The 24,768-nt window shown below is 68.1% G+C and carries 19 protein-coding genes and 1 tRNA gene; 11 read left to right on the top strand and 9 right to left on the bottom strand.

The genetic code is table 11. The annotated features are described in order from the left end of the window. Window position 1: 1 nt before the first annotated feature. On the bottom strand, window positions 2-1,576 hold the full coding sequence (locus tag ACTG4X_RS08355; RefSeq protein WP_097200881.1) for an ABC transporter substrate-binding protein: 1,575 nt from the start codon (window positions 1,574-1,576) through the stop codon (window positions 2-4). A gap of 190 nt (window positions 1,577-1,766) precedes the next feature. On the opposite strand from ACTG4X_RS08355, the gene ACTG4X_RS08350 reads away from it, so the two are divergent. Next, window positions 1,767-2,156 (top strand): RidA family protein, encoded by a 390-nt coding sequence (locus tag ACTG4X_RS08350; RefSeq protein WP_093048728.1) that lies wholly within the window; start codon window positions 1,767-1,769, stop codon window positions 2,154-2,156. Here the strand turns inward: ACTG4X_RS08350 and ACTG4X_RS08345 are convergent, their stop codons facing one another. Further along, entirely contained in the window at window positions 2,157-2,771 is a 615-nt protein-coding gene (locus tag ACTG4X_RS08345; RefSeq protein WP_371127339.1) for an ATP-dependent Clp protease proteolytic subunit, read from the bottom strand. An 81-nt stretch (window positions 2,772-2,852) separates the two neighbouring features. On the opposite strand from ACTG4X_RS08345, the gene ACTG4X_RS08340 reads away from it, so the two are divergent. After that, window positions 2,853-3,620, top strand: a complete 768-nt coding sequence (locus ACTG4X_RS08340; RefSeq protein ID WP_440533587.1) for a sigma-70 family RNA polymerase sigma factor — start codon at window positions 2,853-2,855, stop codon at window positions 3,618-3,620. On the opposite strand, the gene lolD is transcribed toward ACTG4X_RS08340, so the two are convergent. Both lolD and ACTG4X_RS08330 read right to left on the bottom strand, forming a co-directional pair. Then, window positions 3,617-4,294 carry a lipoprotein-releasing ABC transporter ATP-binding protein LolD gene (gene lolD, locus ACTG4X_RS08335; RefSeq protein WP_093048718.1) on the bottom strand — a complete coding sequence of 226 codons (678 nt, stop codon included), beginning with the start codon at window positions 4,292-4,294 and terminating at the stop codon, window positions 3,617-3,619. The two genes, ACTG4X_RS08340 and lolD, sit on opposite strands and share 4 nt — an antisense overlap. After that, window positions 4,287-5,543 (bottom strand): lipoprotein-releasing ABC transporter permease subunit, encoded by a 1,257-nt coding sequence (locus tag ACTG4X_RS08330; RefSeq protein WP_093048715.1) that lies wholly within the window; start codon window positions 5,541-5,543, stop codon window positions 4,287-4,289. Before ACTG4X_RS08330 ends, lolD begins: the two co-directional genes overlap by 8 nt. A gap of 55 nt (window positions 5,544-5,598) precedes the next feature. Between ACTG4X_RS08330 and ACTG4X_RS08325 the strand changes: the two genes are divergently transcribed. From ACTG4X_RS08325 to ACTG4X_RS08285, 9 genes are all read left to right on the top strand, one after another. Next, on the top strand, window positions 5,599-6,561 hold the full coding sequence (locus ACTG4X_RS08325; protein ID WP_440533586.1) for a hypothetical protein: 963 nt from the start codon (window positions 5,599-5,601) through the stop codon (window positions 6,559-6,561). Beyond that, window positions 6,558-8,279: a single-stranded-DNA-specific exonuclease RecJ gene (gene recJ / locus ACTG4X_RS08320; RefSeq protein ID WP_093075836.1), complete on the top strand. Its 1,722-nt coding sequence runs from the start codon at window positions 6,558-6,560 to the stop codon at window positions 8,277-8,279. The genes ACTG4X_RS08325 and recJ overlap by 4 nt, the downstream gene beginning before the upstream one ends. Window positions 8,280-8,288: 9 nt before the next feature. Further along, window positions 8,289-9,446, top strand: a complete 1,158-nt coding sequence (locus tag ACTG4X_RS08315) for a diguanylate cyclase domain-containing protein (protein WP_440533585.1) — start codon at window positions 8,289-8,291, stop codon at window positions 9,444-9,446. Window positions 9,447-9,557: 111 nt separating this feature from the next. Further along, window positions 9,558-13,706, top strand: a complete 4,149-nt coding sequence (locus ACTG4X_RS08310) for a WGR and DUF4132 domain-containing protein (RefSeq protein WP_440533584.1) — start codon at window positions 9,558-9,560, stop codon at window positions 13,704-13,706. After that, window positions 13,703-14,122, top strand: coding sequence for a hypothetical protein (locus ACTG4X_RS08305; RefSeq protein WP_440533583.1), 420 nt, complete (start codon window positions 13,703-13,705; stop codon window positions 14,120-14,122). The genes ACTG4X_RS08310 and ACTG4X_RS08305 overlap by 4 nt, the downstream gene beginning before the upstream one ends. Window positions 14,123-14,139: 17 nt before the next feature. Then, window positions 14,140-15,276, top strand: a complete 1,137-nt coding sequence (locus tag ACTG4X_RS08300) for an ATP-binding protein (RefSeq protein ID WP_093075842.1) — start codon at window positions 14,140-14,142, stop codon at window positions 15,274-15,276. A gap of 10 nt (window positions 15,277-15,286) precedes the next feature. Continuing rightward, window positions 15,287-17,731 (top strand): DUF5682 family protein, encoded by a 2,445-nt coding sequence (locus ACTG4X_RS08295; protein ID WP_440533582.1) that lies wholly within the window; start codon window positions 15,287-15,289, stop codon window positions 17,729-17,731. After that, window positions 17,728-18,852 (top strand): VWA domain-containing protein, encoded by a 1,125-nt coding sequence (locus ACTG4X_RS08290; protein WP_093172457.1) that lies wholly within the window; start codon window positions 17,728-17,730, stop codon window positions 18,850-18,852. Before ACTG4X_RS08295 ends, ACTG4X_RS08290 begins: the two co-directional genes overlap by 4 nt. Beyond that, the gene (locus ACTG4X_RS08285) at window positions 18,849-21,005 is read left to right on the top strand and encodes an SWIM zinc finger family protein (protein WP_440533581.1); all 2,157 of its coding nucleotides are present in this window, start codon (window positions 18,849-18,851) and stop codon (window positions 21,003-21,005) included. The genes ACTG4X_RS08290 and ACTG4X_RS08285 overlap by 4 nt, the downstream gene beginning before the upstream one ends. 41 nt (window positions 21,006-21,046) lie before the next feature. Here ACTG4X_RS08285 and ACTG4X_RS08280 read toward each other — a convergent pair. The 5 genes from ACTG4X_RS08280 to ACTG4X_RS08260 all read right to left on the bottom strand — a co-directional run bounded on the left by ACTG4X_RS08280 (window position 21,047) and on the right by ACTG4X_RS08260 (window position 24,756). Continuing rightward, window positions 21,047-21,122, bottom strand: a tRNA-Thr gene (locus ACTG4X_RS08280). Between the two features lie 64 nt (window positions 21,123-21,186). Further along, window positions 21,187-21,762 (bottom strand): ClpXP protease specificity-enhancing factor, encoded by a 576-nt coding sequence (locus ACTG4X_RS08275; protein ID WP_093048685.1) that lies wholly within the window; start codon window positions 21,760-21,762, stop codon window positions 21,187-21,189. A gap of 41 nt (window positions 21,763-21,803) precedes the next feature. Beyond that, the gene (locus tag ACTG4X_RS08270) at window positions 21,804-22,415 is read right to left on the bottom strand and encodes a glutathione S-transferase N-terminal domain-containing protein (RefSeq protein ID WP_007835362.1); all 612 of its coding nucleotides are present in this window, start codon (window positions 22,413-22,415) and stop codon (window positions 21,804-21,806) included. Between the two features lie 96 nt (window positions 22,416-22,511). Continuing rightward, a complete protein-coding gene (locus ACTG4X_RS08265) occupies window positions 22,512-23,285 on the bottom strand; it encodes a cytochrome c1 (RefSeq protein WP_093048682.1) in 774 nt (257 codons plus the stop codon). A 34-nt stretch (window positions 23,286-23,319) separates the two neighbouring features. Beyond that, window positions 23,320-24,756: a cytochrome b gene (locus tag ACTG4X_RS08260; protein ID WP_093048679.1), complete on the bottom strand. Its 1,437-nt coding sequence runs from the start codon at window positions 24,754-24,756 to the stop codon at window positions 23,320-23,322. Window positions 24,757-24,768 lie beyond the last annotated feature (12 nt).

Here is a 24,768-nt window from a genome sequence, read left to right as displayed (position 1 = left end):
CTTACTTGATCTTCGCGTTCCAGAAGAACGGCCAGGTCGCGGGCGTGTAGTTGTCCAGCGCCGGGCTCTTGGCCGAGAGGCCGTTGAACTTGCCGACGTTGATGTACGGCACTTCGTCATAGACGACCTGCTGCACCTTGCCCCACAGCGCGCCGCGCTTGGCCGGGTCGCTCTCGACATTGAAGGCCTGCAGCGCCGACTTCTTCGCGGGCGTGTCCCACCAGCCGGGCGCGCCGTCGCCGAGTTGCGGCGGCGAGAGCATCGGCTCGGGGAACTGGCCCGAATGGGTGACGTAGATGTCCCACAGCTTGGCGTCGTTGCGGCGCTGCACCAGCGTGGCCCAGTCGACCACGTTGAGGTCGACCTTGAAGCCGGCGCGCTTGAGCTGCTCGGCCATCAGCAGCGCCATGTTGTAGTGGAAGTCGTACTGGCGGCTGGTGAGCACGCGGATCGGCTCGCCCTTGTAGCCGGCCTTGGCCGCGGCTTCCTTGGCCTTGGCGGCGTTGCGCTGGTTGTACTGGTCGGTGCCGGCCGTCGAATAGAACGGCGAGCCCTTGGGGAAGTGGTTGCCCTCGGCCACGAAGAAGCGCGTGTCGCCGAAGCCGGCCGCGAGCATTTCGCCTTCGCCCAGCGCGGTCTGGATCGCCTGGCGCACCGGCTGGCTGGCGGCCACGCCTTCCTTGGTGTTGAGCACGAGGTACGGGAAGCCGAACGAGGGCGTCATGATCGGCACCGTCTTGCCGCCGGACTTCTCCAGGCGCGGCAGTGCTTCCACCGGCAGCAGGTCGGCAAAGTCGTACTGGCCGGCCAGCGCGCCTTCGACGCGCGTGCTGGCGTTGGGCACGGGCACGAAGCGCAGCTCCTCGATGGCCGCTTCGCGCTTGCCGCCGTAGCCGCTCGCGGGCTCCTTGCGCGCCGTGTACTTGTCGAAGCGCGTGAGCAGCACGAACTGGTCGGGGCGGCGCTCCTTGAACTTGTAGGGGCCGGTGCCGACGAAATCCTTCAGCGGCGAGGCGATGGAGTCCTTGGCCATGATGGCGGCCATGCCGCTGGGCAGCGCGAGTTGCGAGAGCAGCGGTGCATAGGGTTCCTTCAGCACCACCTCGACCGCCAGCGGGCCCTTGGCCTTGAGGCTGTCGACTTCCTTGCCCACGGCCTTGCCGCGCGGCGACTGTTCCATCCAGCGCTGCAGGCTGGCCACCACATCGTCAGCCGTGAGCTCGCGGCCGTTGTGCAGCATGACGCCCTTGCGCAGGGTGATGGCGTAGGTCTTGCCGTCGGCCGAGATCTTCGGCATGCCTTCGGCCAGCATCGGCACCACGTTCCACTTGGCGTCGAAGGTGTAGAGCGTCTCGTACACGTGCTGCATGATGGTTCCGACCAGGTCGGCGGTCGAGGCCATCGGGTCGAGCGTCTGCGGCTCGGCCACCATCGCCAGCGTGGCGAAGTTGCGCGGGCCCTGGGCCTGGGCGCTCTGGTAGGGCAGCGCGGCGCACAGCATCGCGAGCAGGGAAGCGCCCAGCAGGCTGCGCTTCGACAGCATGGGCAGGCGCTGGACAAGACCGACGTGGGGCATGGGGAACTCCTTCATGGGGCGGGCGAGTTTGTGAAAGAAAATTTCTCTTCGGCCCGGACTTTGAAGCAGTATTCATGCCAAATCATCCGTGTTAACCCTCGATAAAGGGTTTTTCTGAAATAGATTTTCAGATTGGATGGATACTCGCCAATCCCCTTCCATCGTTCACTTCAACCCCAGGAGCCCTCCCATGCCTCTCGAATACCTCGGCGCCCCGCCCCTCGCCTCCGACCGCCAGGTTCGCCCCTTCTCCCCGGCCGTGCGCGCCGGCGACTTCGTCTATGTGTCGGGCCAGGTGCCCGCCAACAAGGACGGCGAGATCGTGGTGGGCGGCATCGAGGCGCAAACGCGCCAGGTGATGGAAAACCTCAAGACAGTGCTCGCGCTGGCCGGCGCCACGCTCGACGACGTGTGCAAGAGCACCGTCTGGCTGCAGGACGCGCGCGACTTTGGTGCCTTCAACCGCATCTACATGAGCTACTTCGGTGAAAACAAGCCGGCGCGCTCGACGACCGAGGCGCGGCTGATGGTCGACGCCAAGGTAGAGATCGACGTGGTCGCCTACAAGCCCAAGGCCTGATCAGGCCTGCAGTTCGGTCTTGCGCTGGATGATGCGCGAGACCAATCCATATTCGACGGCCTCCGTGGCCGACAGCCAGCGGTCACGCTCGATGTCGGCCAGCACCACGTCGATGGGCTTGCCGGTCTCGCGCGCGATCTCGTGCGCGATGCGCTGGCGGGCCTTGATGATTTCCTGCGCCTGGATGGCGATGTCGGTCGCCTGCCCGCCCGCGCCGCCGCTGGGCTGGTGGATCAGGAAGCGCGTGTTCGGCAGGCACACGCGGCGCTCGCGCGGCGCCGCCAGGAACAGGTGCGTGGCCGCACTGCCGACCCAGCCGGTGCCGATCATGTTCACCGGCGCGCTGATGAAACGCACGATGTCGTGGATGGCATCGCCCGACTCCAGATGCCCGCCCGGCGAACTCACGAGGATGTCGATGGGCTTGTCGGGGCTGTCGGCGTCAAGTGCGATGAGCCTGCGCGTCACATCGGCCGCCACTGAGTCGCTGATGGTGCCGAAGATCAGCAGCGTGCGCGACTTGAACGCCTTCTCCTCCAGGTAGGAGTTGCGCGGCTCGGCGGTGGCGGCGGGCTTGGTGTCGTCGTCGGATTCCATTGAAAACATGGGCTGCATGGAGAAAGCTCCTGTGGTTGAACTGTCTTGACGAACAAGCCCACAGTTTCGTGACATTGCGCGCTATGGCAAGCTGCGGCGATGCTCGATGAACGCTATCTCTCGCAATTCCCGGCGCTGCGAAGCCGGCTGGTTCGCGCGGCGGCGCGAATGCTGGGTGGCCCGGCGGATGCCGAGGACGTAGTGCAGGAAAGCTACCTGCGCGCGCTCGAGGCTGGCGGCATGCCCGAGCCCGCCTCGGTGCAGGCCTGGCTGACGACGGTGATGCAGAACCTGGCCATCGACAAGTTGCGGCGGGAAAACTGGATGCAGCGGTGGCTGCGGGATGCCGGAGGGCTTGCGCCCGAGGCACCTTCGGCGGGAGTGGATGCGGCGCAGGCCGAATCCATCGAGCGGGCGCTGCGTCTGATCGCCGCGAGGCTGTCGCCAGCGGACGGCGCCGCGGTGCTGCTGCGCGAAGTATTCGAAGCCAGCTTCAAGGAAATTGCCCAGGCCAGCGGCAAGACCGAGGCGGCTTGCCGGCAGCAGTTGCATCGGGCGCTGCTGCGTCTTCGGCAGGACAAGGAGGGAACAGAAAGCGCCTCGGAAGCGGCCTTCCATGTGTATCGGCAGGCGCTGAGCGACTGCGATGCACGAACGCTGTTTGCGACGCTGCGGCAGCCACCGACGCGTGCTGTCGCAGTGTCGGCAACGGCTGCCCCAAGACCTGATGCTCCGCGCGTGGTCTGCCAGGTGATGCAGATTGGCGGCCGGCTCGGCCTTGTGCTCACGCTGGGTGGAAAGGTGTTGTGCGTGCTGCCGCTGGATGTGCGGCAACAGGAAGAAATGACCGAACTGCTGGCTGTCTAGCCCGCCAGCCGCCCCGCCACCAACTGCAACACCCGATCGCACCGCTTCGCCAGATCCTGGTCATGCGTGACCATCACGAACGCAGTGCCATGCCGGTGCGCAAGTTCGAGCATCAGCTCGAACACCGTGTCCGCCGTGCTGCGGTCGAGGTTGCCAGTAGGCTCGTCTGCCAGCACGCAGGCCGGTTTCGTGACCAGTGCGCGCGCGATCGCAACCCGCTGGCGTTCGCCGCCCGACAGCTCGGCCGGCCGGTGATGCAGGCGCTGGCCCAGCCCCACGCTTTCGAGGATCTTCGTGGCCGACTGCGCGGCCGCATGGGGCTCCACGCGCCGGATCTTCAGCGGCATGGCCACGTTGTCGAGTGCGCTGAACTCGGGCAGCAGGTGATGGAACTGGTAGACGAAGCCCAGGTGCTGGTTGCGCAGCCGCCCCTGCTCCGCCGCATCGGCGTGCGCGATGTCCTTGCCCAGCAGTTCGACCTTGCCGGCCGTGGGCTCGTCGAGCCCGCCCATCAAATGCAGCAGCGTGCTCTTGCCGGAGCCTGAGGCGCCGACGATTGCCAACGTTTCACCGGCATGCACGTCGAGGTCCACGCCGTGCAGCACGGTCAGGTCGAGCCGGCCTTCGTGGAAACGCTTGGTCAGGCCTCGGGCCTTCAATACAACTTCACTCATAGCGCAGAGCCTCGGCCGGGTTCACGCGGCTGGCGCGCCAGCTCGGGTACAGCGTGGCCAGGAAGGCCAGCACGAGGGAGATGATTGCAATGGGCATGATGTCGCTGCGCTGCGGATCGCTCGGCATCTTGCTGATCAGGTAGATGTCCTTGGGCAGGAAGCTCGCGTGGAACAGCTGCTCCAGGAAGGGCACGATCACGTCGATGTTGTAGGCAATGCCAAGCCCCAGCAGCAGCCCGGCCACGGTGCCGATCACGCCCACCATCGCGCCCTGCACCACGAAGATGCCCATGATGCTGCGCGGCGAGCTGCCCAGCGTGCGCAGGATGGCGATGTCGGCGCGCTTGTCGGTCACGGTCATCACCAGCGTAGAGACGAGGTTGAAGGCCGCCACCGCCACGATCAGCGTGAGGATGATGAACATCATGCGTTTCTCGACCTGCACGGCCGCGAACCATGTCTTGTTCTGGCGCGTCCAGTCGCGGATGAGGAACTCGCCCGGCAGGGTCACTGCCAGCTGGTCGGCCACGTCGCGTGCCTCGTTGAGGTTCTTGAGCTTCAGGCGGATGCCGGTCGGCCCTTCGAGGCGGAACACCTTGGCCGCGTCCTGCTCGTGGACCATGGCCAGCGCCGAGTCGTATTCGTAGTGGCCCGAGTCGAAGGTGCCGACCACGGTGAACTGCTTGAGCCGCGGCACCACGCCCGCCGGCGTGACCTGCCCGCCCGGCGCCACCAGCGTGACCTGGTCGCCCGGCTGCACGAAGAGCGAGCGCGCCAGCTCGGCGCCGAGCACGATGCCGAATTCGCCCGGCACCAGCTTGTCGAAGGTGCCCTTCGAGGCGATGCCGTTGATGTCGGTGACTTCGGGTTCGAGCTTGGGATCGATGCCGCGCACGATCGTGCCCTTCATGTCCTCGCCGCGCGCAATCAGCGCCTGCGTATTGATGAAAGGCGCCGCGCCGACCACTTCGGGGTGCTTGCGCGCTGCGGCCATGATCTGGTCGAGGCTTTGCAGCGCCTGCCCGTCGCGCGAGAAGATCTCGATGTGCGACACCACGCCGAGCATGCGGTCGCGCACCTCCTTCTGGAAGCCGTTCATCACACTGAGCACAATGATCAGCGCCGCCACGCCCAGCGCGATGCCGAGCATCGAGACACCGGAGATGAAGGAGATGAAGCCGTTGCGCCGCGTCGCCCGGCCTGCGCGTGTGTAGCGCCAGCCGAGCTGCAGTTCATAAGGAAGTCGCATAGGGGCGGAATTGTGGCATTCCGGATGACCTTGGGGCTTCCCGGACAATACGGGAATGGCCGAAACCTCCCCACGTCACTTGTTGATCCCCTTTGCCGGCCGCGGTTCCCCGGCATGCCGCGCGGCGCTGCCGACGCTTCGGCTCCCCAATCTCGAAACCCTGCTGCAGCGGCTCACCCTCGCGGACACCGACACGCAGGACGAAAGCACGCGCTCGCCTCCGCATGAACGCGCGCTGGCTCAGGCGCTGGGCATCACGGCCGCCGACGGCTGCATCCCCTGGGGCGCGCTCGATGCGCGGCGGCTGGGCATCGCCACACCCGGCGATACCGAAGGCTGGGGCGTCGTCATGCTGTGCAACTGGCAGGTCGGCATCGACGACGTGGTGCTGGGCGACCCCGCCGCCATCGAGATCGACGCCGACGAATCGACCGCCCTGCTGGAAGCCGCGCGTCCCTTCTTCGAGGAAGACGGCATCGTGCTGCACCCCTCCCCCGTGCCCGGCCGATGGCTGGCGCGGGCGCGCATCTTCGACGGGCTGGCCACCGCCTCCATCGACCGCGCCGTGGGCTACCCGATCTCGCAGTGGTCGCCGCTGGCCGATGCCGCGCGGCCGCTGCGCCGGCTGCAGAACGAAATGCAGATGCTGCTGTACACGCAGCGCGTGAACGACGACCGCGCCGCGCGCGGCGTGCCGCCCATCAATTCGTTCTGGCTCAGCGGCACCGGCGCGCTGAACAAGGAAGCCGCACCTGCCGCGGCACCGACAGTGAGCGACGCCCTGCGCATCGCCGCCCTGCGCGACGACGGCATGGCCTGGGCCGCCGCCTGGCAAGAGCTGGACGCGGGCCCCCTCGCCGCGCTTCTGGCCGACTACACGCGCGGCGACGCCGTGTCGCTGACGCTGTGCGGCGACCGCACCGCCCAGCGCTACACCGTGCAGCCACGCGGCCTGGCCGGCTGGGCCAGGAGCCTGTTCGACCGCAAGCGGGCCGCCACAGTGCTGGAGGCGCTATGAAGATCATCGCCAGGGAGATTCCCCCGCGCACCGTCTGGGCGCTGGAGCAGGCCGGCGTGCATCCGCTGCTGGCAAGGCTCTTCGCCGCCCGCGGTGTGCGCGCCAAGGAAGAACTCGACGACGGCCTCGCACGCCTGCTGCTCCCCGACACGCTGCGCGGCACGCACGAGGCCGCAGTGCTGCTGGCCGACGCCATTGCGCAGGACAAGCGCCTGTGCATCGTCGCCGACTACGACTGCGATGGCGCCACCGCTTGCGCAGTCGGCGTGCGCGGCCTGCGTCTGCTGGGCGCCAGGCACGTGAGCTACCTCGTGCCCGATCGCGTGGTCGACGGCTACGGCCTCACGCCACCCATCGCCGAGCGCGTGGCCGACAGCGGCGCCGACATGCTGATCACCGTCGACAACGGCATCGCCAGCGTCGAAGGCGTGGCGGCCGCCAAGGTGCGCGGCCTGCAGGTGCTGGTGACCGACCACCACCTGCCCGGCCCCGAGCTGCCCACGGCCGACGTGCTGGTCAACCCGAACCAGCCCGGCTGCGAGTTCGAGAGCAAGAGCATCGCCGGTGTCGGTGTGATGTTCTACGTGCTGCTCGCACTGCGCTCCGAGCTGCGCAAGCGCGGCGTGTACGACACGGCCACGCAGCCCAAGCTCGATGTGCTGCTGCCGCTTGTGGCGCTCGGCACCGTGGCCGACGTGGTGAAGCTCGACGCCAACAACCGCCGCCTTGTGGCGCAGGGCCTGCGCCGCATCCGTGCCGGCACGATGCCCGCCGGCGTGGCGGCACTCTTCAAGGCCGCGGGCCGCAATGCCTCGGCCGCCACCACTTTCGACTTCGGCTTTGCACTCGGCCCGCGCATCAACGCCGCCGGCCGGCTGGCCGACATGACGCTGGGCATCGAATGCCTGCTGACCGACGACGCAGGCCGCGCCGAAGAACTTGCGCGCATGCTCGACGGTATCAACCGCGAGCGGCGCGACATCGAGGGCGGCATGCGCGACCAGGCGCTGCTGCTGGCCGAATCGCTGTTCGCCACCGATGGCGAAGGCATCGAAGCCCCGCCGCCTGCCATCAGCGTGTTCGATGCGGGCTTTCATGAAGGCGTGGTGGGCATCGTGGCCTCGCGCATCAAGGACCGCTTTCACCGCCCCACTTTCGTCTTCGCCGCGAGCGGCGCGCCGGGCAAGGAGCAGGAGCTGAAAGGCTCGGGCCGCTCGATTCCAGGCTTCCATCTGCGCGACGCGCTCGACCTCGTGGCCAAGCGCCATCCGGGCGTGCTGCTGCGCTTCGGCGGCCACGCGATGGCGGCCGGCTGCACGGTCGCGCGCGAGCACTTCGAGACTTTCGAAAAAGGCTTCGCGCAGGTAGCCGGCGAATGGCTGGCCGAGGCCGAGCTCACGCGGCAGATAGAAACCGACGGGCCGATAGCTCGCGAGTACATGCGCATCGACCTCGTCGACACGCTGCACCGCGAGGTGTGGGGCCAGGGCTTTGCGCCACCCACCTTCAGCGAAGAGGTGGAAGTGGTGTCGCAGCGGTTGGTGGGCGAGAAGCACCTGTCGCTCAAGCTCAGGCACCAGGGCCAGCCTATCGACGCGATCTGGTTCAGCCACACCGAGCCGCTGCCGCCGAAGGTCAAGCTGGCGTTCCGGCTCGATGCCGATGAATGGCAGGGCGTGCGCAGGCTGCGCTTCCTGGTCGAAGGCGCTGAGTTCTAAGGGGCCTCGATGTTCGACGGCGTGAGCTACGGCCTGCTGGCCGGCCTGACGACCTGCGGCCTGGTGCTGCTGCTGGTGTTCGGCACGAAGATCCACGGCTGGTACGCGTTGAGCTGCGCGTGCGCGCTGGCAGCCTTCGCCGGGTTGAACAGCCTCGCGCCTTCCACGCAATTCGCGCAATGGCCCGCGGCGGCGCTGGTGCTGTGGACGGCCTGCCGGCTGCAGTTCGTGCGGCACTTGCTGCGGCTGGAAGATTTCTCGCCCCGGCTCGACCGGGTCGCGCGGGCAACGCTGGTCATCTTCGCGATCGCCACGCTCTATGCCACGCTCGAGACGCAGCGCCTGTGGACGCTGCGCATGGTGCAGGCGCTGGCGGTGGCTTCCACCGTGATCCTCGCGGCAGGCGCTGTGAAGGTGCTTCGCCGCCAGCCGTGGCCGGCGGCGCTCTTCCTGGCCGGCGCGGCACTGCTGCTCGGCGGCCTCTCGACCGCGCGGATGTCGGCCTGGATCGGGCCGGCGTGGGCGCCGCCCCAGCCGAACCTGGTGCAGGCCGCAGTGATCGCCGAACTCGTGGTCTTCGTCCTCGCGCTCGGCATGCGCCTGCGGGGCGATGGCGCTGGCGAGGCACGCGTGCAGCAGAAGGCGGGAGACTCGGGCACCGACGCTCTCACCGGCGCCGCCAGCCGCGCCGGCTTCGAGAGCCGCGCCGAGGAATGGCTGCGGGACGGCCGGCCTTTCTCGCTGATGCTGATCGACCTGAACGGCTTCAAGGCCGTGAACGAGCGGCATGGCCGCGCGGGCGGCGACGCGGTGCTGACCGCCATCGCCCAGCGCCTGCGCGAGCAGGTGCGCGCCGACGACATGGTCGCCCGGCTCGGCAGCGACGAGTTCGCGATTCTTCTGGTCGGCAGCCCGCCGCGGCAAAAGCTCGCGGAGATGGCCATCCGCATCGAGACCGCAGGCGCCAGGCCGGTGGCCTACGAAGGCCGGCTGCTCGCAGGGGGCGAGCTCAGCATGGGCATTGCCTGCCACCCCGCCGACGGCGACACGCTGGCCGGCCTGCTCGAATCGGCCGGCCGCGCGCTTCAGCATTGCAAGCGGCAGCGCATGGGGCCGGCCTATGCCTTCGCGGGGGAACATGCGGGCGGCGCGGTGGCACGTGAATGATTTCTTCGTAAGCGTTGTCGCGCGGAGCGAAATCTTCTTGCTATAGAGGGGCCGAGCTTTCACGCAGGCCCTTTATCCTCTGCGGCGAACTCACAGGAGGATGTTTTTTCCATGCGCCGCTTTGAACTCATCGAGGGAACCGCCAGCAAATTCTGGGAAATCGAGCAGGCAGACACCGAGCTCAACATTCGCTGGGGCCGCATCGGCACCGCGGGCCAGAGCCAGACCAAGTCGTTCGACGACGCCACCAAGGCTGGCACCGCGCTGACCAAGCTGGTGGCCGAGAAGACCGGCAAGGGTTACTCCGAAGTGGGCGTGGCCGCCAGCGCGGCCATCGGCAAGACCGAGGCGAAGCCGAAGGTGGAGAAGCCAGAGCCTGCGGAAAAGCCCCCTACGCCGACGGCCGTCGCCGCCAGCACCACGGCCGCGGATGCGGCGCCCACCGAAGGCATCGACAGCCAGGCCGACCGCGTGTTCGAAACCGTGCGCGCGCAGATCGAAGCCGGTACTCTGACCTCCAGCGACACGCTCTCGGCCGGCACTCTCAAGCGCCAGCACGGCGTGAGCGAGCAAGGCGCGGCGCTTGCCTTCAAGCGCCTCAAGAACGAGGGCCTGCTGTCAGGCTGGGGCACCAGTTGCACGCCAGCCAAGGACGCCCAGGCCATCGCGAAAGCACTGGGCGCCGCAGCGCCAGGCGCATCGCACGCAGTTCCCCCCGCGACCAGCGTCGAAATACCCGCAAGCGCCGACACCCCGCCCTGGCTCGCCGCCGGCACGCCCATACGGCTCTCGCCCGACATGCAGCGCGAAGCCTTCCCGTCGCGCCGCTTTCCGCCAAAGCCCTCCGACGAAGCGGTGAGCGTGGCCGCAGCCTGGCTGCCGGTGCGCCGCAAGCTCGAGCTCAACGTCAACATGACCGGCACTGACGCGGCCCTACGGGCGGCCACGCAGCGCATGGTCGACCGCAGCACGCAGCCCGACCCCGCGGCCGACGCCGAGGCCGACACCGTGCTGCTGGCACTCGCGCTGGGCACCGGGGGCCGCTACAACGTGCACGAGATAGGCAACGTGCTGGTGAACTACCTCGTGAAGCAGTACGGGCTGCCAGCCACCATCGACATGGCGCTGGCCGCGCAGCAGATCGATGTGCAGACCGCCTACGACCGCGCAACCCAGAAGCACCAGAGCAGTTTCGGCACCGCCGTCGCCCGCCAGATGGGCGACTCTTACTACGGCCCGCTGGGGCAAGGCGAACAGACGCTGCGCGCGCACCTGGCGTTGGCCACCCCCGATGTCTGGCAGGACTGCCGCGACCGCATCGAAGCCGGCCTGCCCAAGGTGCACCCCAGCCGTCAGCCCGCGCTGGCAATGCTGCTGCCCGATGCGCCCGAGATCTCGAACACGCTCGTGCACACGCTCGCGGCCGACAAGACCACGCCCGAAACCATGCACTGGCTGCTGCTGACAGCCACCGACCCCGACGCCATCGCGCTGGCCGCGAAGGTCCGCCTGAGCTACTCGACCGGCTTCTGGGGCAGCGGCCCCATGACGAGCACGCTGGTGCAGGAGCGCGGCCTTGACGCGGTGCCGGTGCTGGAGCGCGGCGCCGCCACTGACGATGCGGGCGATGCGCTGGCTTGCATCGGCACGCCCGAAGCCGTGCAGGCGCTGGCCCGCGTGGCGAGCAATTCGAAGGGTGCGCTGGCGCGGCTGGCGCTGGCCGTCGACCGCTGGCCGATGGCGGCCATTCCCGCGCTGTCGCGGCTGGTCGCGGCGGGAGGGAAAGACGCCAACCTCGTCACGCCCAGCCTCACGCGCCTGCTGCGCGCGCACAGCGCGTCCCTGCCGGCCTTGCGGCCCTGGCTCGATGCCGGCGCGCAGGCGGTGATCGACCGGCAACTGGCGCTGCTGGCCGGCCCCACCGAAGTGGCCGGCGCGAGCGAGCTGCCCGGCGTGCTGGCAGCGCCGCCGTGGCTCGCCAAGGTGCAGAAGAAGGCGGCCGGCGCGCTCGTGCTGGAGCCGCTGGCGCTGGCGCCGGTGGAGCAGTGGGGCGAAGGCGAGCGCGAGAAGGCGCTGCGCCTGAACTCATGGCAAACCGGCCGCTACGACGCTGCGCGCAAGAACACGGAGGCGCTGCTCGACTCGCTGGGCTTCGACAAGGGCAGGATCAGCCTGGCGCCCTTCGCCAAGACCGCCGCGGCGGCCATCGCGGCCGGCGACGCCGACGGCCTGACCGCCAGCTGGCGCGCGATGGTGGCCGAGCGCAAGAAAGACCGCTACTACTGGTTCACCTTCAATGCAAGCTTCTCGGCGCTGCTGCCGGCGGCAATCGGCGTGCCGTTCTGGAATGCGGTCGCAGGCGAAGCCGAGAGCGACAGCATCGGCATGATCCTGGCCACGCACGGCCTCGCCGTGCTGCCGGGGCTGGTGGCCATGGTGCGCTCCAAGCCCACCGACAATCTCTCGTACGCCCTGAACTACGGCGCCGCCGAACTGGCCATGCCGGCCGCGCGCGCCTTCGCCAAGCTCAAGACGCTGCGCGCCGAAGGCCGCGAATGGCTGCTGAAATATCCAGAGCACGCCGCCGCCGGCCTGATTGCGCCCGCGCTCGGCAAGGCCGGCGAAGCACGTGACTGCGCGGGTTCGGCGCTGCGCCTGCTGCAGGCCAACGGCCACGAAGCGCTGCTGCTCGACGTGGCCGGCCGCTACGGCAAGCCCGAGGTGGTTGAAGCGCTGCGCGCCGTGCTCGACGAAAGCCCGCTCGACCGCTTTCCCACCAGGCGCGCGAAGCTGCCCGAGTTCTGGCAGCCGCGCGGCTGGCGCCGACCCACGCTGAAGAACGGCAAGGCCCTGCCCGACGACGTGCTCGACAACCTCGGCCAGATGCTGACCTTTCCGACCAACGAGGAAATCTACGGCGGCATCGCCGTGGCCAAGGAGGCTTGCGACACCGACTCTCTTGCCGAATTCGCCTGGGACGCCTTCACCGCCTGGCTCGAAGCCGGCGGCCCGAGCAAGGAAGGCTGGGCGCTCACCGCACTCGGCTTCTTCGGCAACGACGACACCGCACGCAAGCTCACGCCCTTCATCCGCGCCTGGCCCGGTGAGGCCGCACACGCGCGCGCCGTGACCGGGCTCGACGTGCTCGCCACCATCGGCAGCGACGTCGCGCTGATGCTGCTCAACGGCATTGCGCAAAAGGTCAAGTTCAAGGGCCTGCAGGACAAGGCGCGCGAGAAGATCGATGCCATCGCCGAAGCACGCGGCCTCAGCACCGAGGAACTCGAAGACCGGCTCGCGCCCGACCTCGGCCTCGACGAGCAGGGCACGATGCGGCTCGACTTCGGCCCACGCGCATTCAAGGTCGGCTTCGACGAAACGCTCAAGCCCTACGTGCGCGAGACCGGCGCCGACGGTGTCGACGGCGCGCGCCTGCCCGACCTGCCCAAGCCCAAGAAGACCGACGACGCCGAACTGAGCAAGGAAGCGGTCGAACGCTTCAAGCTGCTGAAGAAGGACGTGCGCACCATCGCCAGCCAGCAGCTGCTGCGCCTCGAAGTGGCAATGTGCGCGCGCCGCCGCTGGACGCCCGAGGTGTTCCGCATGTTCCTGGTCGAGCACCCGCTGGTGCGCCACATCGTGCAGCGGCTGATCTGGGGCGTGTACGCGGTGCAGGGCAGTGCCAGCTACGGCGGCACGCTGCAGGCCTGCTTCCGCGTGGCGGAAGACGGCAGCTACACCACGGCGGAAGATGATCCATTCGAACTGCCCGAGGGCGAGAACATCCGCATCGGCGTGCCGCATGCGCTGGAGCTGCCAGCCGCCGACGCAGCGGCCTTCGGCCAGGTGTTCGCCGACTACGAACTGCTGCAGCCCTTCGCGCAGATCGGCCGCGACATCTACACGCTGACCGACGAAGAGAAGAAGAGCCTGAAGCTGGAGCGCTGGAAAGACGCCAAAGTGCCCACCGGCCGCGTGCTGGGGCTGGCCAACAAGGGCTGGCGCCGCGGCCAGGCGCAGGACGGCGGCTGCATCTGGTATTTCAGCAAGCCGCTGGGCACGGACCGCGTGATCGAGCTGAGCCTGGACCCCGGCATCATCGTCGGCATGGTGGACGAATACCCCGAGCAGACGCTCGGCCAGGTGCAGGTGGGCAAGCCCTCGGGCTGGGGCGACATGCGCGATGCCGAGGCGCTGCACCAGCTCGATCCGATTTCCGCCAGCGAACTCATCCGTGACATGGAAGGCCTCAGGGCATGAGGCTGCGCTGCTGGATGTTGGCCACAGGGCTCGCTCTGGCTGTGACCACGGCCGCAGCCCAGGGCATGGCGCCCGAGGTGCCGACGCAGGTCCGCACGGTGGCAACAGGCGGCGAATGGCTCTCGCCGAAAGGCGGCGGCGTGCTCCGCGTCGTGATTGCCGACGAGGGCTTCGAGCATGTGCACTCGCGCCTCTGGATCGAATGGCTGACCATTGGCGAGCGCGGTACGCCACGGCGAACGGCCCGAGTGCTCGTGAAGGAACTGTCGAACGGCATGGCTGTGCTCAGGCTGGACGACCGGGGCGAGGCTTTCCAGGGCAGCAAGATCCGGCTGAGGTCCACCCACACCTATTCTCAAGACACCACGGACATCACGATCGAGACCGGCAAGCCCGGTCACTACAGGATCCTCTAGCTTCACCCGCACCCATCATGGCCACTTCCAGCAAGTCCTCCCCAGACACCGGCGCATCGAACCTGCAGCGCCCGCCAGCCGAGATCCTGTACGCCGCACAGCTCGCGCGGCTGCAGGCGCAGGACAAAGACCCGCGCCCGCCCGGCTGGGTGCTCGGCCTGAAGGCCGCACGCTCGTTCATCCTCGGCGACGCGGCGCTCGACATCGCACCGAAGATCGTCGCGCCCGTGGCCAGCATCGAGCGCATGCTCGTCACGCTCGCCACCGGCCGCGGGCTGATGCTGGTGGGCGAGCCGGGCACGGCGAAGTCGATGCTGTCGGAGCTGCTGGCCACGGCCATCTCTGGCATCTCGACGCTCACCATCCAAGGCGGCGCATCGATCACCGAAGACCAGATCAAGTACGGCTGGAACTACGCGCTGCTCATCAACGAAGGGCCGAGCCCGCGCGCGATGGTGCCGGCGCCGCTGTTCCTGGGTATGCAGAAGGGCCAGGTGGTGCGCTTCGAAGAAATCACGCGCGCACCGCTCGAAGTGCAGGACTGCCTGCTCGGCATGCTGTCGGACCGCGTGATGGCGGTGCCGGAGCTGTCGGGCGAGCACGGCATGCTCTACGCGCGCGAGGGCTTCAACATCATCGCCACCGCCAACACGCGCGACCGCGGCGTGAACGAAATGAGCGCGGCGCTGAAGCGGCGCTTCGACTTCGAGACGGTGTTTCCCATTCTCGACTTCGACCGCGAACTGGCGCTGGTGCAGGAATCGTCGACGCGGCTGCTTGCGCAGAGCGGCATTCCGAAGACGGTGCCCGCACCTGTGCTGGAGCTGCTGGTGTCGACCTTCCGCGACCTGCGCGGTGCGCCCGCGAAGGGCGACAACGGCAATGCGGGCAGCGATGCGGCCATGGACCGGCTCACCGCCGTGATGTCCACCGCCGAAGCCGTGAACGTGGCGCATGCGGTCGGCGTGCGCGCATGGTTCCTCGAACAGCGCGAAGGCTCGCCCGCAGACTTGGTCGACTGCATCGCCGGCACGGTGGTGAAGGACAACGCGGACGACCGCGCAAAGCTGCGCCGCTACTTCGAGCAGAAGGCCGCCAAGCGCAACGGTGCCCACTGGCGCGCGTACTACGAAGCACGCCACCGCCTGCCCTGAACACGCGCCGATGCAGCAACCCCACATCGTCGGTGTGCGCCACCACAGCCCGGCCTGCGCGCGGCTGGTGGCCGAGCGCATCCGCACGCTGCGCCCGGCATACGTGCTGATCGAAGGCCCAGCCGACTTCAACGAACGGCTCGACGAGCTGTACCTGCCGCACCAGTTGCCGGTGGCGATCTACAGCTATCTCTCGGGCGACCAGACGCACCGCGGTTCGTGGTCGCCCTTTGCCGAGCATTCGCCGGAGTGGCAGGCGCTGCAGGTGGCGCGCGAGGTCGGCGCCGCCGTGCGCTTCATCGATCTGCCGGCCTGGCACGACGCCTTCTCGCGCATGGAGAACCGCTACGCCGACGTGGCCGACCACGAGCACGAGGAGCGCGCCGAAGCCTACGAGCGCGCGCTGACCGAAAAGCTCTCGGTGCAGGGCCGCGATGCGCTGTGGGACCACCTGTTCGAGGACGGCTGCAATGCGGCCGAGCTGGCGCAGCGCCTCTCGACTTATTTCGACAACCTGCGCGGCGAGGACCGCGGCTCGCAAGGCAACCAGGCACGCGAACAGATGATGGCGCGCTGGATCGCCTGGGCGATGGCGCAGCCGGGCGAACCGGGCCGGGCGCAGGCGCTGGTGGTGTGCGGCGGCTATCACGCGCCCGCGTTGGCGCGGTTGTGGCAAGGCCTGCCGACTGAACTGCCCGCCACGCCACAACCTTCGCTCGAATCCTCAGACGATGAAGAAGCACCGGGGACGCCCGACCCCGAGGCCACGCTGCGCTTCGGCTCCTACCTCGTGCCCTACACCTTCAAGCGCCTCGACGCCTTCGCGGGCTATGCCTCGGGCATGCCCTCCCCGGCCTACTACCAGTGGGTCTGGGACCACGGCCCCGAAGGCGCCGCGCGCCGCGCGCTGCAACACGTGATGCAGCGCCTGCGCGAGAAGAAACTGCCCGCCTCCACCGCCGACCTGATGGCTGTGCACCTGCGCGCACAAGGGCTCGCGCGGCTGCGCGGGCACGAGAAGCCGCTGCGCTCCGACTGGCTCGACGCACTGGCCGGCGCGCTCGTGAAAGACGCGCTCGATGCGCCCCTGCCCTGGACCTATCGCGGCGCGATCCGCCCCGGCACCGACCCTGTGCTGGTGCAGGCCATGGACGTGCTGGCCGGCGACACCGTCGGCCGCCTCGCGCCCGGCACGCCGCAGCCGCCGCTGGTGGCCGCCGTGCAGGCCGAGCTGGCGGCACACGGCATCGTGCTGCGCGGCCAGCTCAAGCTCGACCTGCTGCTCGAAACCGACCGCGCGAAGAGCCGCGTGCTGCACCGGCTGTCGATCCTGCGGCTGCCCGGCGTACGCCGCACGCAGGGGCCGAAGCTCGCGATGTCGGGCGAACGCACCGAACTCTGGTCGCTGAGCGAGCCGCTGGAGCAGCAGGCTGCGCTGATCGAGGCCGGCGCCTGGGGCGCGAGCCTGCACGACGCGGCGCGCGCCCGGCTCGAGGACGATCTGCGCCAGGCCCACGGCCGCATCGGCCCGCTGGCCGACGGACTCAACCAGGCCGCGTGGGCAGGGCTGTCGGCGCTCAGCGATGCGCTGCTGCGCGAGTTGCGCGGCGCGATTGCCAGCGAGCCGCGCTTCGAGGCACTGGGCCCTGCCCTGTCGGTGCTGCACACGCTGCTGCGCCACGGCCAGATGCTCGGCATGGCCGATGCGCCGGTGCTGCGCGTGGTGATCGAATCGGGCTTCGACCGTGCGCTGTGGCTGCTGGAGCCGCCCGCCGCCATCACGCCGGCAGACATGCAGGCGCATCTCGAAGGCCACCTCGCGCTGCGACGGATCGTGGCCGACGTGCTGGCCCATGCGCAGGACAACGCGCACGATGCGCACGCACCATCGCTGCTCGACGTGGAGCCGGCCCGCGCGCTCGCCGTGTGGCAGCGCAAGGCCGCCGACACCAGCGCCGCGCCCGTGAGCCGCGGTGCGGCGCTCGGCGCAACGCTGAGCCTGGCTGGCCGGATTGCCGATGCCCGAACGCACAGCGATCACGGTGTGAGCGAAGCCATGCAGCTGCTGCACTCGCTGCCCGCGCCGGTGCTCGGCGACGCGCTCACCGGGCTGCTGGCGCTGGCACGCGAAACGTTGTCGTCCGAGCCCGCTTTCGTCGCCGGCATGGACCGCACCGTGCAGGCGCTGGACAACGCCGACTTCGTGCGCGCCATGCCCAGCCTGCGCGCCGCCTTCGCCTGGCTGCCGCCGCAGGAGCGCGGGCTGCTGGCCGACCAGGTGCTGGCGCTGCACGACGCCACGCACCTGTCGCGCCGCGCGCTCACGGCCCACCGCGCCGGCGAGGCCGCGCCCGAGCAACTGGCCGAGGCCCGCCACGTGGAAGACGCCGTGCTCGCGCGCCTCGCGGCCTGGGGCGTGACGCTGGAAGACGCGCAAGGAAGGCCTCACCCATGAGCCTCGACATTCCCGATCCGCTGCAGCGCTGGCGCCTGTTGCTGGGCGACCCCGCCGAATCGGCCTGCGGCAGCCTGAGCGCCGAGGCGCAGGCCGCCGATGCCGCGCTCGACTGGCTCTACGGCCGCGACGGCGACCGTGCGACCCGCGGCGAACGCAGCGCGGGCCTGGGGCCGTCAGCGCTCAGCACGCCGGACTGGATCAACGCCATCCACACGCTCTTTCCGAAGGAAGTGATCGAGCGGCTGGAGCAGGACGCAGTCGAGCGCTACGGCATCGACGAGGTGGTGACGAATCTCGAAGTGCTGGAGCGCATCGAGCCTTCGGAATCGCTGCTGCGCGCGGTTCTGCACACCAAGCACCTGATGAACCCGCAGGTGCTGGCGGCCGCGCGCAAGCTGGTGGCCGAGGTGGTGCGGCGCATCATGGAAAAGCTCGCCACCGAAGTGCGCCAGGCCTTCAGCGGCAGCCGCGACCGGCGCCGCCGCTCGCGCATGAAGGTGGCGCGCAACTTCGACTTCAAGCAGACGCTGGCGGCCAACCTGCACCGCTACGACCCGGAACGCCGCAAGCTCTACGTGGAGCGGCCGGTGTTCATCAGCCGCACCAAGCGGCATGCGGAGCCATGGGACATCATTTTGCTGATCGACCAGAGCGGCTCGATGGTCGACTCGGTGATCCACAGCGCGGTGATGGCCGCCTGCCTGTGGCAGCTGCCCGGCATGCGCACGCGGCTCGTGGCCTTCGACACCGCGGTGGTCGACCTGACTGCCGACGTGTCGGACCCGGTAGAGCTGCTGATGAAAGTGCAGCTGGGCGGCGGCACCGACATCGCCAAGGCTGTGGCCTATGCGCAATCGCTCGTCGCCAATCCGCGCAAGAGCATCGTGGTGCTGGTGAGCGACTTCTACGAAGGCGGCAGCGAGCATGAACTGGTGCGCCGCGTGAAGGCGCTGGTCGAGTCCGGCGCGAAGGTGCTGGGGCTGGCCGCGCTCGATTCGAAGGCCGAGCCCAACTACGACCGCGAGATGGCCGCCCGGCTGGTGCGCGAAGGCGCGCAGATCGGCGCGATGACGCCTGGCCAGCTCGCGGGCTGGCTGGCCGAGAAGGTGCAGGGATGAGTGGCTCCACGACAACATGGCGCGCCGATCTGCTGGAGCTGACGCCAGAGGCGCTGACAGCGCTGGCCAATGCGGGCTTCGTCAAGCGCGCGCAGAAAGACGTGGCAGCGGGCCTGCTGCCGAAGATGGAGACCGGTGCCGATGGCGTGGTGCAGGCGCAGTTCGACGACGGCGTGCGCACCAGCCTGCCACCGGGCCGCACGCTGCGCGACGCGCAATGCAGTTGCCCGGCAAGCGGCATGTGCCGGCATCGGGTGATGCTGGTGCTGGCTTACCAGGCGCAGGCGGCGTCGGCAAAGGCCGATGCGCCGGACACGCCCGACGAGGCTTCGGCAGAGCCTGACGGCGCATGGAACCCCGCGCAGTTCGACGATGCCGCGCTGGCCGCGAGCCTCGCGCCCTCGGTGCTCGAACAGGCGAACAAGCTCGCCGCCGCGCGCCCTGTGGTCGGCGTGCAGGCCTGGCGCAGCGCCAGCGCGCCGCCCGTGGCGCGGCTGCCGATGTGCAGCGTGCGCTTCTTCTCACGCAGCTCGCTGGTTCATGCGCGCTGCGACTGCAAGCAGGGCAGCGGCTGCGCGCACGTGGTGATCGCGGTGTGGGCCTTCCGGCAGGCCGGATCGCTGGTGCCGGGTTCGGCGGAGGTGATGGTCGAGGTGCAACCGTCCACATCCGCGGGCGTGGACGCGGCGGAACCCGCGCCGCTGCCCTCAGCCATGCAGGGCGAAGCCGCGCTGGCCCTGCGCGCGCAGATCGACGCCCTGCTGCTGTCGCTCTGGCTCGACGGCTCCAGCCAGCCGCTGATGGCGCTTGCGGCCCGCTTCGAGTCCGTGCGCAGCCAGGTCCGCGCGCTGGGCTGGAACTGGATCGACGACGCGCTCGACGAACTCTGGCAGCTGCTGCAGGCCCAGCAGGCGCGCAGCAGCCGCTTCGAGCCGCTGAGGCTGGTGCGCGTGCTGACCGAACTGTGGGCGCGGCTGCAGGCAGCGACGCATGCCGGGCGGCCGCAGAATGGCTCTGCACGGCCCGCGCTGCCGGCCAGCCAGATCCTCGGCATCGGCGTGAAAGGCGAGGTCGCGCTCGATCATCTGCGGCTGGTGTCGCTCGGCGCGGAGCTCTGGTCCGACGAGACGGCCGAGGGAGCGAACATTCTCTTTGCCGACCCCGACACGCAGAACGTGACCGTGCTGGAGCGCCAGTGGTCGCGCGAGGCCGATGCGGCGGCCGGCGGCGCGGCGCCCAACCTGCTGAACCGGCGTGTCGCGGGCTTTCCGCTGCGGCAACTGGCGAGCGGACAGGTCGTCACAAAGACCGCGACGCGGCGCGCCAACGGGCTGGTCGACATCACGGCGGGCGCGCGGCAAACGGGCGTGCTGCCGCTGTCGCCGAAATCGTGGGACGACCTGGTCGCGCCGCTGCGACAGGACAGCGTGGCGGGGCTGGTGGCGCATCTGAAAGAGGCCCAGCCCGATTTCGTCCGGCCGCGGCAGGCTGCGAGCGGCGCGTCGGCTGGTGCCTCAGGGCAGCTGCATGTGGTGGCGTTCGAACGCATGGAGGTGGCGTCTTGCCATTGGGATGCGGCGGCGCAGGTGCTGCATGCGCGGCTCGGACAGGCAGCGGCGGACGAAGCGAACGAGGCCAAGACCGAAGACGCGCAGCTGCACCTGGCGTTGCCGCATCGCGCGGCCACACCTGGCGCGGTCGATGCGCTGGCACGCACGCTCGCCGGCGAATACGGCGCGCTGCGGGCCGTGGCGGGCACGGTGCATCTGCAAGGCAGCCAGGCAGTCATGCAGCCTCTGAGCCTGCTGACGGCGCAGCGCGCCGTGGTACTGCAAGTCGAAGCGGTCGCGCCGAAGCCGCTGGATCTGGAAAGCGACGCCGAAGAAGTACCGGCGTTGAACGCGCTGGCCGGCGACACGCTGGAGCTGCTGGCGCTGTGGCTGCGCCAAGGCCTGCGCCATCAGGGCGGCGGCGCAATGTCGAAAGCGCAAGCGCAGGTGCTGCGGTTGAAGCAGGCCGGGCTGGGGCGAGGCGCAACGCTGCTGGAGGCCGTGCTCGAGAATCTGCGGTCAGCGCAACGGCCGGCGCTGGTGGCGCAACTGGCAATGCTCGGCTTGCTGATGCAGGGCGTGGCGCAATCGGCCTCGGCATGAAAAAACCCCTGAGCCGGTTCAGGACTCAGGGGTTCTTTGCATGGTGCCGCTTGTCGGAATCGAACTGACGACCTTCCGCTTACAAGGCGGGTGCTCTACCAATTGAGCTAAAGCGGCGAAATTCCAGTGCGTGATTCTAGTAGCGCCAGCCGGCATGCCCGGCTGCTCGCTCCTGCCACTGCTACTTGATGCGCTTGAGCGAGGGCCTGGTGCCGCCACCGGCCGGCGGGCGCGGCGGCTCGTCGACCGGATCGGCGGGCGAGCCCGCATCGACCGTTTCGTCGCCGTCCTCGCCCGTCACCAGGTGAACGATCTTGCCGGCATCGCCTTCGGTGCCGCGCGAGGCGTCACGCAAGGGCATGCGGGCAGGGCCCTGGGGCGAAGGCGCGGAGACCGGGCCATCGCTGCCGTCGTGCTCCGCAGGAACCGACGGCGCCGGCGCGGGAAACGCCATGCCCTGTCCGTTTTCGCGTGCGTAGATGGCAATCACGCGCCCAACCGGCACGCTGATTTCACGCGCCGTGCCCGCAAAACGGGCCTTGAACTCGATGAAGTCGTTGCCGAGCTTGAGCGAGCTGGTCGCGTCGAAGCTGATGTTGAGCACGATCTCGCCGTTCTTCACGTACTCGCGCGGCACCTGGACGGTGTCGTCGACCTGCACCGCGACATAGGGCGTGAACCCGTTGTCGGTACACCATTCGTACAGCGCCCGGATGAGGTACGGGCGGGTGGAAGACGACTCGAGCGCGTTGATCATGAAAAGCGACGGAAAACGATGGAAGCAGGCACGAAGCTTACTTACTTTCGCATGACCTTTTCAGAAGGCGTGAGTGCTTCGATGTAGGCCGGGCGCGAGAAGATGCGCTCGGCGTACTTCAAGAGCGGTGCCGCGTTCTTGCTGAGGTCGATGCCGTAGTAGTCCAGGCGCCACAGCAGCGGCGCGATGGCCACGTCGAGCATCGAGAAGTTGTCGCCCAGCATGTACTTGTTCTTGAGGAACACGGGTGCCAGCTGCGTGAGGCGGTCGCGGATGTGCGAGCGGGCCTTTTCCAGCGCCTTCTCGTTGCCCTTGGTGGTGCGGTTCTCGAGCGTCGAGACGTGCACGAAGAGTTCCTTCTCGAAGTTGAGCAGGAACAGGCGCACGCGGGCGCGGTCGACCGGGTCGCCGGGCATCAGCTGGGGATGCGGGAAGCGCTCGTCGATGTACTCGTTGATGATGTTCGACTCGTACAGGATCAGGTCGCGCTCGACCAGGATCGGCACCTGGCCGTACGGGTTCATCACGCTGATGTCTTCGGGCTTGTTGTAGAGATCGACGTCGCGGATCTCGAAGTCCATGCCCTTTTCGAACAACACGAAGCGGCAGCGGTGGGAAAAGGGGCAGGTCGTTCCTGAATACAAGACCATCATGGCGAGAGACTCCTAAAAATCAAAAAGAGTGGGTCGCGTTGGCAACCCACTCTGTGGGACCGGATGCCCGAGGGTATCCGGTCGGCGTGGACGGAACTACTTGACGTCTTTCCAGTACGAGGCGTTCAGTCGCCACACGAATACCACCGACATGGCCAGGAACAGCAGCACCCACACGCCGATGCGGATGCGGGTGTTCTGTGCCGGTTCGGCCATCCATTGCAGGTAACTCACCAGGTCGCCGACCGCATTGTCGTACTGCACGGGCGTCAGGGTGCCGGGAGTGACTTGCTCCCAGCCCTTGAACACTTCGGTTTCGTGGCCGTGCTGTTCGACCTTGGTGTAGACCGGGCGGCGTTCGCCTTGCAGTTCCCACAGGGGGTTCGGCATGGCGACGCTCGGGAACACGAGGTTGTTCCAGCCGGTGGCCTTGGTGTCGTCGCGGTAGTAGGTGCGAAGGTACGTGTAGAGGTAGTCGGCGCCGGTGCCGCCGTGGCCGGCGCGCGAGCGGGCGACCAGCGTCAGGTCGGGCGGCGTGGTGCCGAACCATTCCTTGGCCTGGCGCGCATCGATGTTGGCCTTCATGGTTTCGCCGACCTTGTCGGTCGCGAACAGAAGGTTGTCCTTGATCTGCTGCTCGGTGATGCCGATGTCCTGCAGGCGGTTGTAGCGCATGAAGGCTGCCGAGTGGCAGTTCAGGCAGTAGTTGACGAACAGCTTGGCGCCGTTCTGCAAGGCGGCCACGTCGGTCGTCTTGTTGGGCGCCTTGTCCCACGCGATGCCTTCGGACTCGGCCGATGCCGCCGCGGAAAAGGTCAGGCCCAGTGCGAGACCCAGGACCGCGAGCCAGCCGGAAATGCTTTTCTTCATCGTGTTTCTCTCAGCTCTCTTGCGCTTCTGGTTCTCAATGAGCGGCGAAGACCACGCGCTCGGGCACGGTCTTGAACTCGCCCTTGCGGCTCCACCACGGCATCAGCAGGAAGAAGCCGAAGTAGAAGAGCGTGCCGATCTGCGAAATGGTCTGCGCGATGTCGAGGGCGAAAGAGCCGATGACCAGGTTGCCCCAGACGCCGGGCGCCTGGATGCCCAGGTAGCCCAGGATCAGGAAGAAGAACACGAACACGCCGTACACATACTTGTGCCAGCCCGGACGGTAGCGGATCGACTTGACTTCGCTGTGGTCGAGCCACGGCAGGAAGAACAGGATGATGACCGAGCCGCCCATGATGACCACGCCCCAGAACTTGGCGTCGAAGTTCTTGAGCAGGAAGATCACGACAGCCGCCACGACGACGCCGGCAATCTTCAGGCCCATGCCCGACTTGCCCTTGACGAGGTTCCAGATGGCGGCCGCGGCAACGATGAGCGCGAACACGTTGACCATGTCGTCGGTGGTCGCACGCAGCATCGAATAGAAGGGCGTGAAGTACCAGACCGGAGCGATGTGGTTTGGCGTCTTCAGCGAATCGGCCGGAATGAAGTTGTTGTATTCGAGGAAGTACCCGCCGGCTTCAGGGGCGAAGAAGATCACCGCCGAGAAGATCGTGAGGAACACCACCACGCCGAAGATGTCGTGCACCGTGTAGTACGGATGCGACGGAATGCCGTCCAGCGGATGGCCGTCGGGACCGCGCTTGGCCTTGATCTCGATGCCATCGGGGTTGTTCGAACCCACTTCATGCAGTGCGATCAGGTGGGCCACCACCAGGCCGAGCAGCACCAGCGGCACGGCGATCACGTGGAAGCTGAAGAAGCGGTTCAGCGTGGCGTCGCTCACCACGTAGTCGCCGCGGATCAGCAGGGCCAGGTCAGGGCCGACGAAGGGAATGGCGGCGAACAGGTTCACGATGACCTGGGCGCCCCAGTAGGACATCTGGCCCCAGGGCAGCAGGTAGCCCATGAAGGCTTCGGCCATCAGGCACAGGAAGATCGCGCAGCCGAACACCCAGATCAGCTCGCGCGGCTTGCGGTAGCTGCCGTACATGAGGCCGCGGAACATGTGCAGGTACACCACGATGAAGAACGCCGAGGCGCCCGTCGAGTGGATGTAGCGGATGAGCCAGCCCCACGGCACGTCGCGCATGATGTACTCGACCGATGCGAACGCCTGGTTCGCGTCGGGCTTGTAGTGCATGACGAGGAAGATGCCGGTGACGATCTGGATCACCAGCACCAGCATGGCCAGCGAGCCGAAGATGTACCAGAAGTTGAAGTTCTTCGGCGCGTAGTACTTGCCCCACTGGTCGTTCCAGAGCTTGCTGAGCGGGAAACGGTTGTCGACCCAGTTCAGCAGCTTCTCGCTGGCAGGAGCGTTGGGGGAAATCTCGTGGAATTCAGCCATGTTCTTCTTCCG

The sequence above is a fragment of the Variovorax sp. YR566 genome (assembly GCF_051992195.1).
Taxonomy (GTDB): domain Bacteria; phylum Pseudomonadota; class Gammaproteobacteria; order Burkholderiales; family Burkholderiaceae_C; genus Variovorax.
The sequence above is the reverse complement of the archived record's forward strand: the minus strand, read 5'-3'. Positions and strand labels throughout refer to the sequence as shown.

What these genes read in the sequence shown, in the direction of transcription:
- ACTG4X_RS08355 (WP_097200881.1), bottom strand. Translation starts at nt 1,576, where the DNA reads ATGCCCCACGTCGGTCTTGTCCAGCGCCTGCCCATGCTGTCGAAGCGC.
- ACTG4X_RS08350 (WP_093048728.1), top strand. Translation starts at nt 1,767, where the DNA reads ATGCCTCTCGAATACCTCGGCGCCCCGCCCCTCGCCTCCGACCGCCAG.
- ACTG4X_RS08345 (WP_371127339.1), bottom strand. Translation starts at nt 2,771, where the DNA reads ATGCAGCCCATGTTTTCAATGGAATCCGACGACGACACCAAGCCCGCC.
- ACTG4X_RS08340 (WP_440533587.1), top strand. Translation starts at nt 2,853, where the DNA reads ATGCTCGATGAACGCTATCTCTCGCAATTCCCGGCGCTGCGAAGCCGG.
- lolD (WP_093048718.1), bottom strand. Translation starts at nt 4,294, where the DNA reads ATGAGTGAAGTTGTATTGAAGGCCCGAGGCCTGACCAAGCGTTTCCAC.
- ACTG4X_RS08330 (WP_093048715.1), bottom strand. Translation starts at nt 5,543, where the DNA reads ATGCGACTTCCTTATGAACTGCAGCTCGGCTGGCGCTACACACGCGCA.
- ACTG4X_RS08325 (WP_440533586.1), top strand. Translation starts at nt 5,599, where the DNA reads ATGGCCGAAACCTCCCCACGTCACTTGTTGATCCCCTTTGCCGGCCGC.
- recJ (WP_093075836.1), top strand. Translation starts at nt 6,558, where the DNA reads ATGAAGATCATCGCCAGGGAGATTCCCCCGCGCACCGTCTGGGCGCTG.
- ACTG4X_RS08315 (WP_440533585.1), top strand. Translation starts at nt 8,289, where the DNA reads ATGTTCGACGGCGTGAGCTACGGCCTGCTGGCCGGCCTGACGACCTGC.
- ACTG4X_RS08310 (WP_440533584.1), top strand. Translation starts at nt 9,558, where the DNA reads ATGCGCCGCTTTGAACTCATCGAGGGAACCGCCAGCAAATTCTGGGAA.
- ACTG4X_RS08305 (WP_440533583.1), top strand. Translation starts at nt 13,703, where the DNA reads ATGAGGCTGCGCTGCTGGATGTTGGCCACAGGGCTCGCTCTGGCTGTG.
- ACTG4X_RS08300 (WP_093075842.1), top strand. Translation starts at nt 14,140, where the DNA reads ATGGCCACTTCCAGCAAGTCCTCCCCAGACACCGGCGCATCGAACCTG.
- ACTG4X_RS08295 (WP_440533582.1), top strand. Translation starts at nt 15,287, where the DNA reads ATGCAGCAACCCCACATCGTCGGTGTGCGCCACCACAGCCCGGCCTGC.
- ACTG4X_RS08290 (WP_093172457.1), top strand. Translation starts at nt 17,728, where the DNA reads ATGAGCCTCGACATTCCCGATCCGCTGCAGCGCTGGCGCCTGTTGCTG.
- ACTG4X_RS08285 (WP_440533581.1), top strand. Translation starts at nt 18,849, where the DNA reads ATGAGTGGCTCCACGACAACATGGCGCGCCGATCTGCTGGAGCTGACG.
- ACTG4X_RS08275 (WP_093048685.1), bottom strand. Translation starts at nt 21,762, where the DNA reads ATGATCAACGCGCTCGAGTCGTCTTCCACCCGCCCGTACCTCATCCGG.
- ACTG4X_RS08270 (WP_007835362.1), bottom strand. Translation starts at nt 22,415, where the DNA reads ATGATGGTCTTGTATTCAGGAACGACCTGCCCCTTTTCCCACCGCTGC.
- ACTG4X_RS08265 (WP_093048682.1), bottom strand. Translation starts at nt 23,285, where the DNA reads ATGAAGAAAAGCATTTCCGGCTGGCTCGCGGTCCTGGGTCTCGCACTG.
- ACTG4X_RS08260 (WP_093048679.1), bottom strand. Translation starts at nt 24,756, where the DNA reads ATGGCTGAATTCCACGAGATTTCCCCCAACGCTCCTGCCAGCGAGAAG.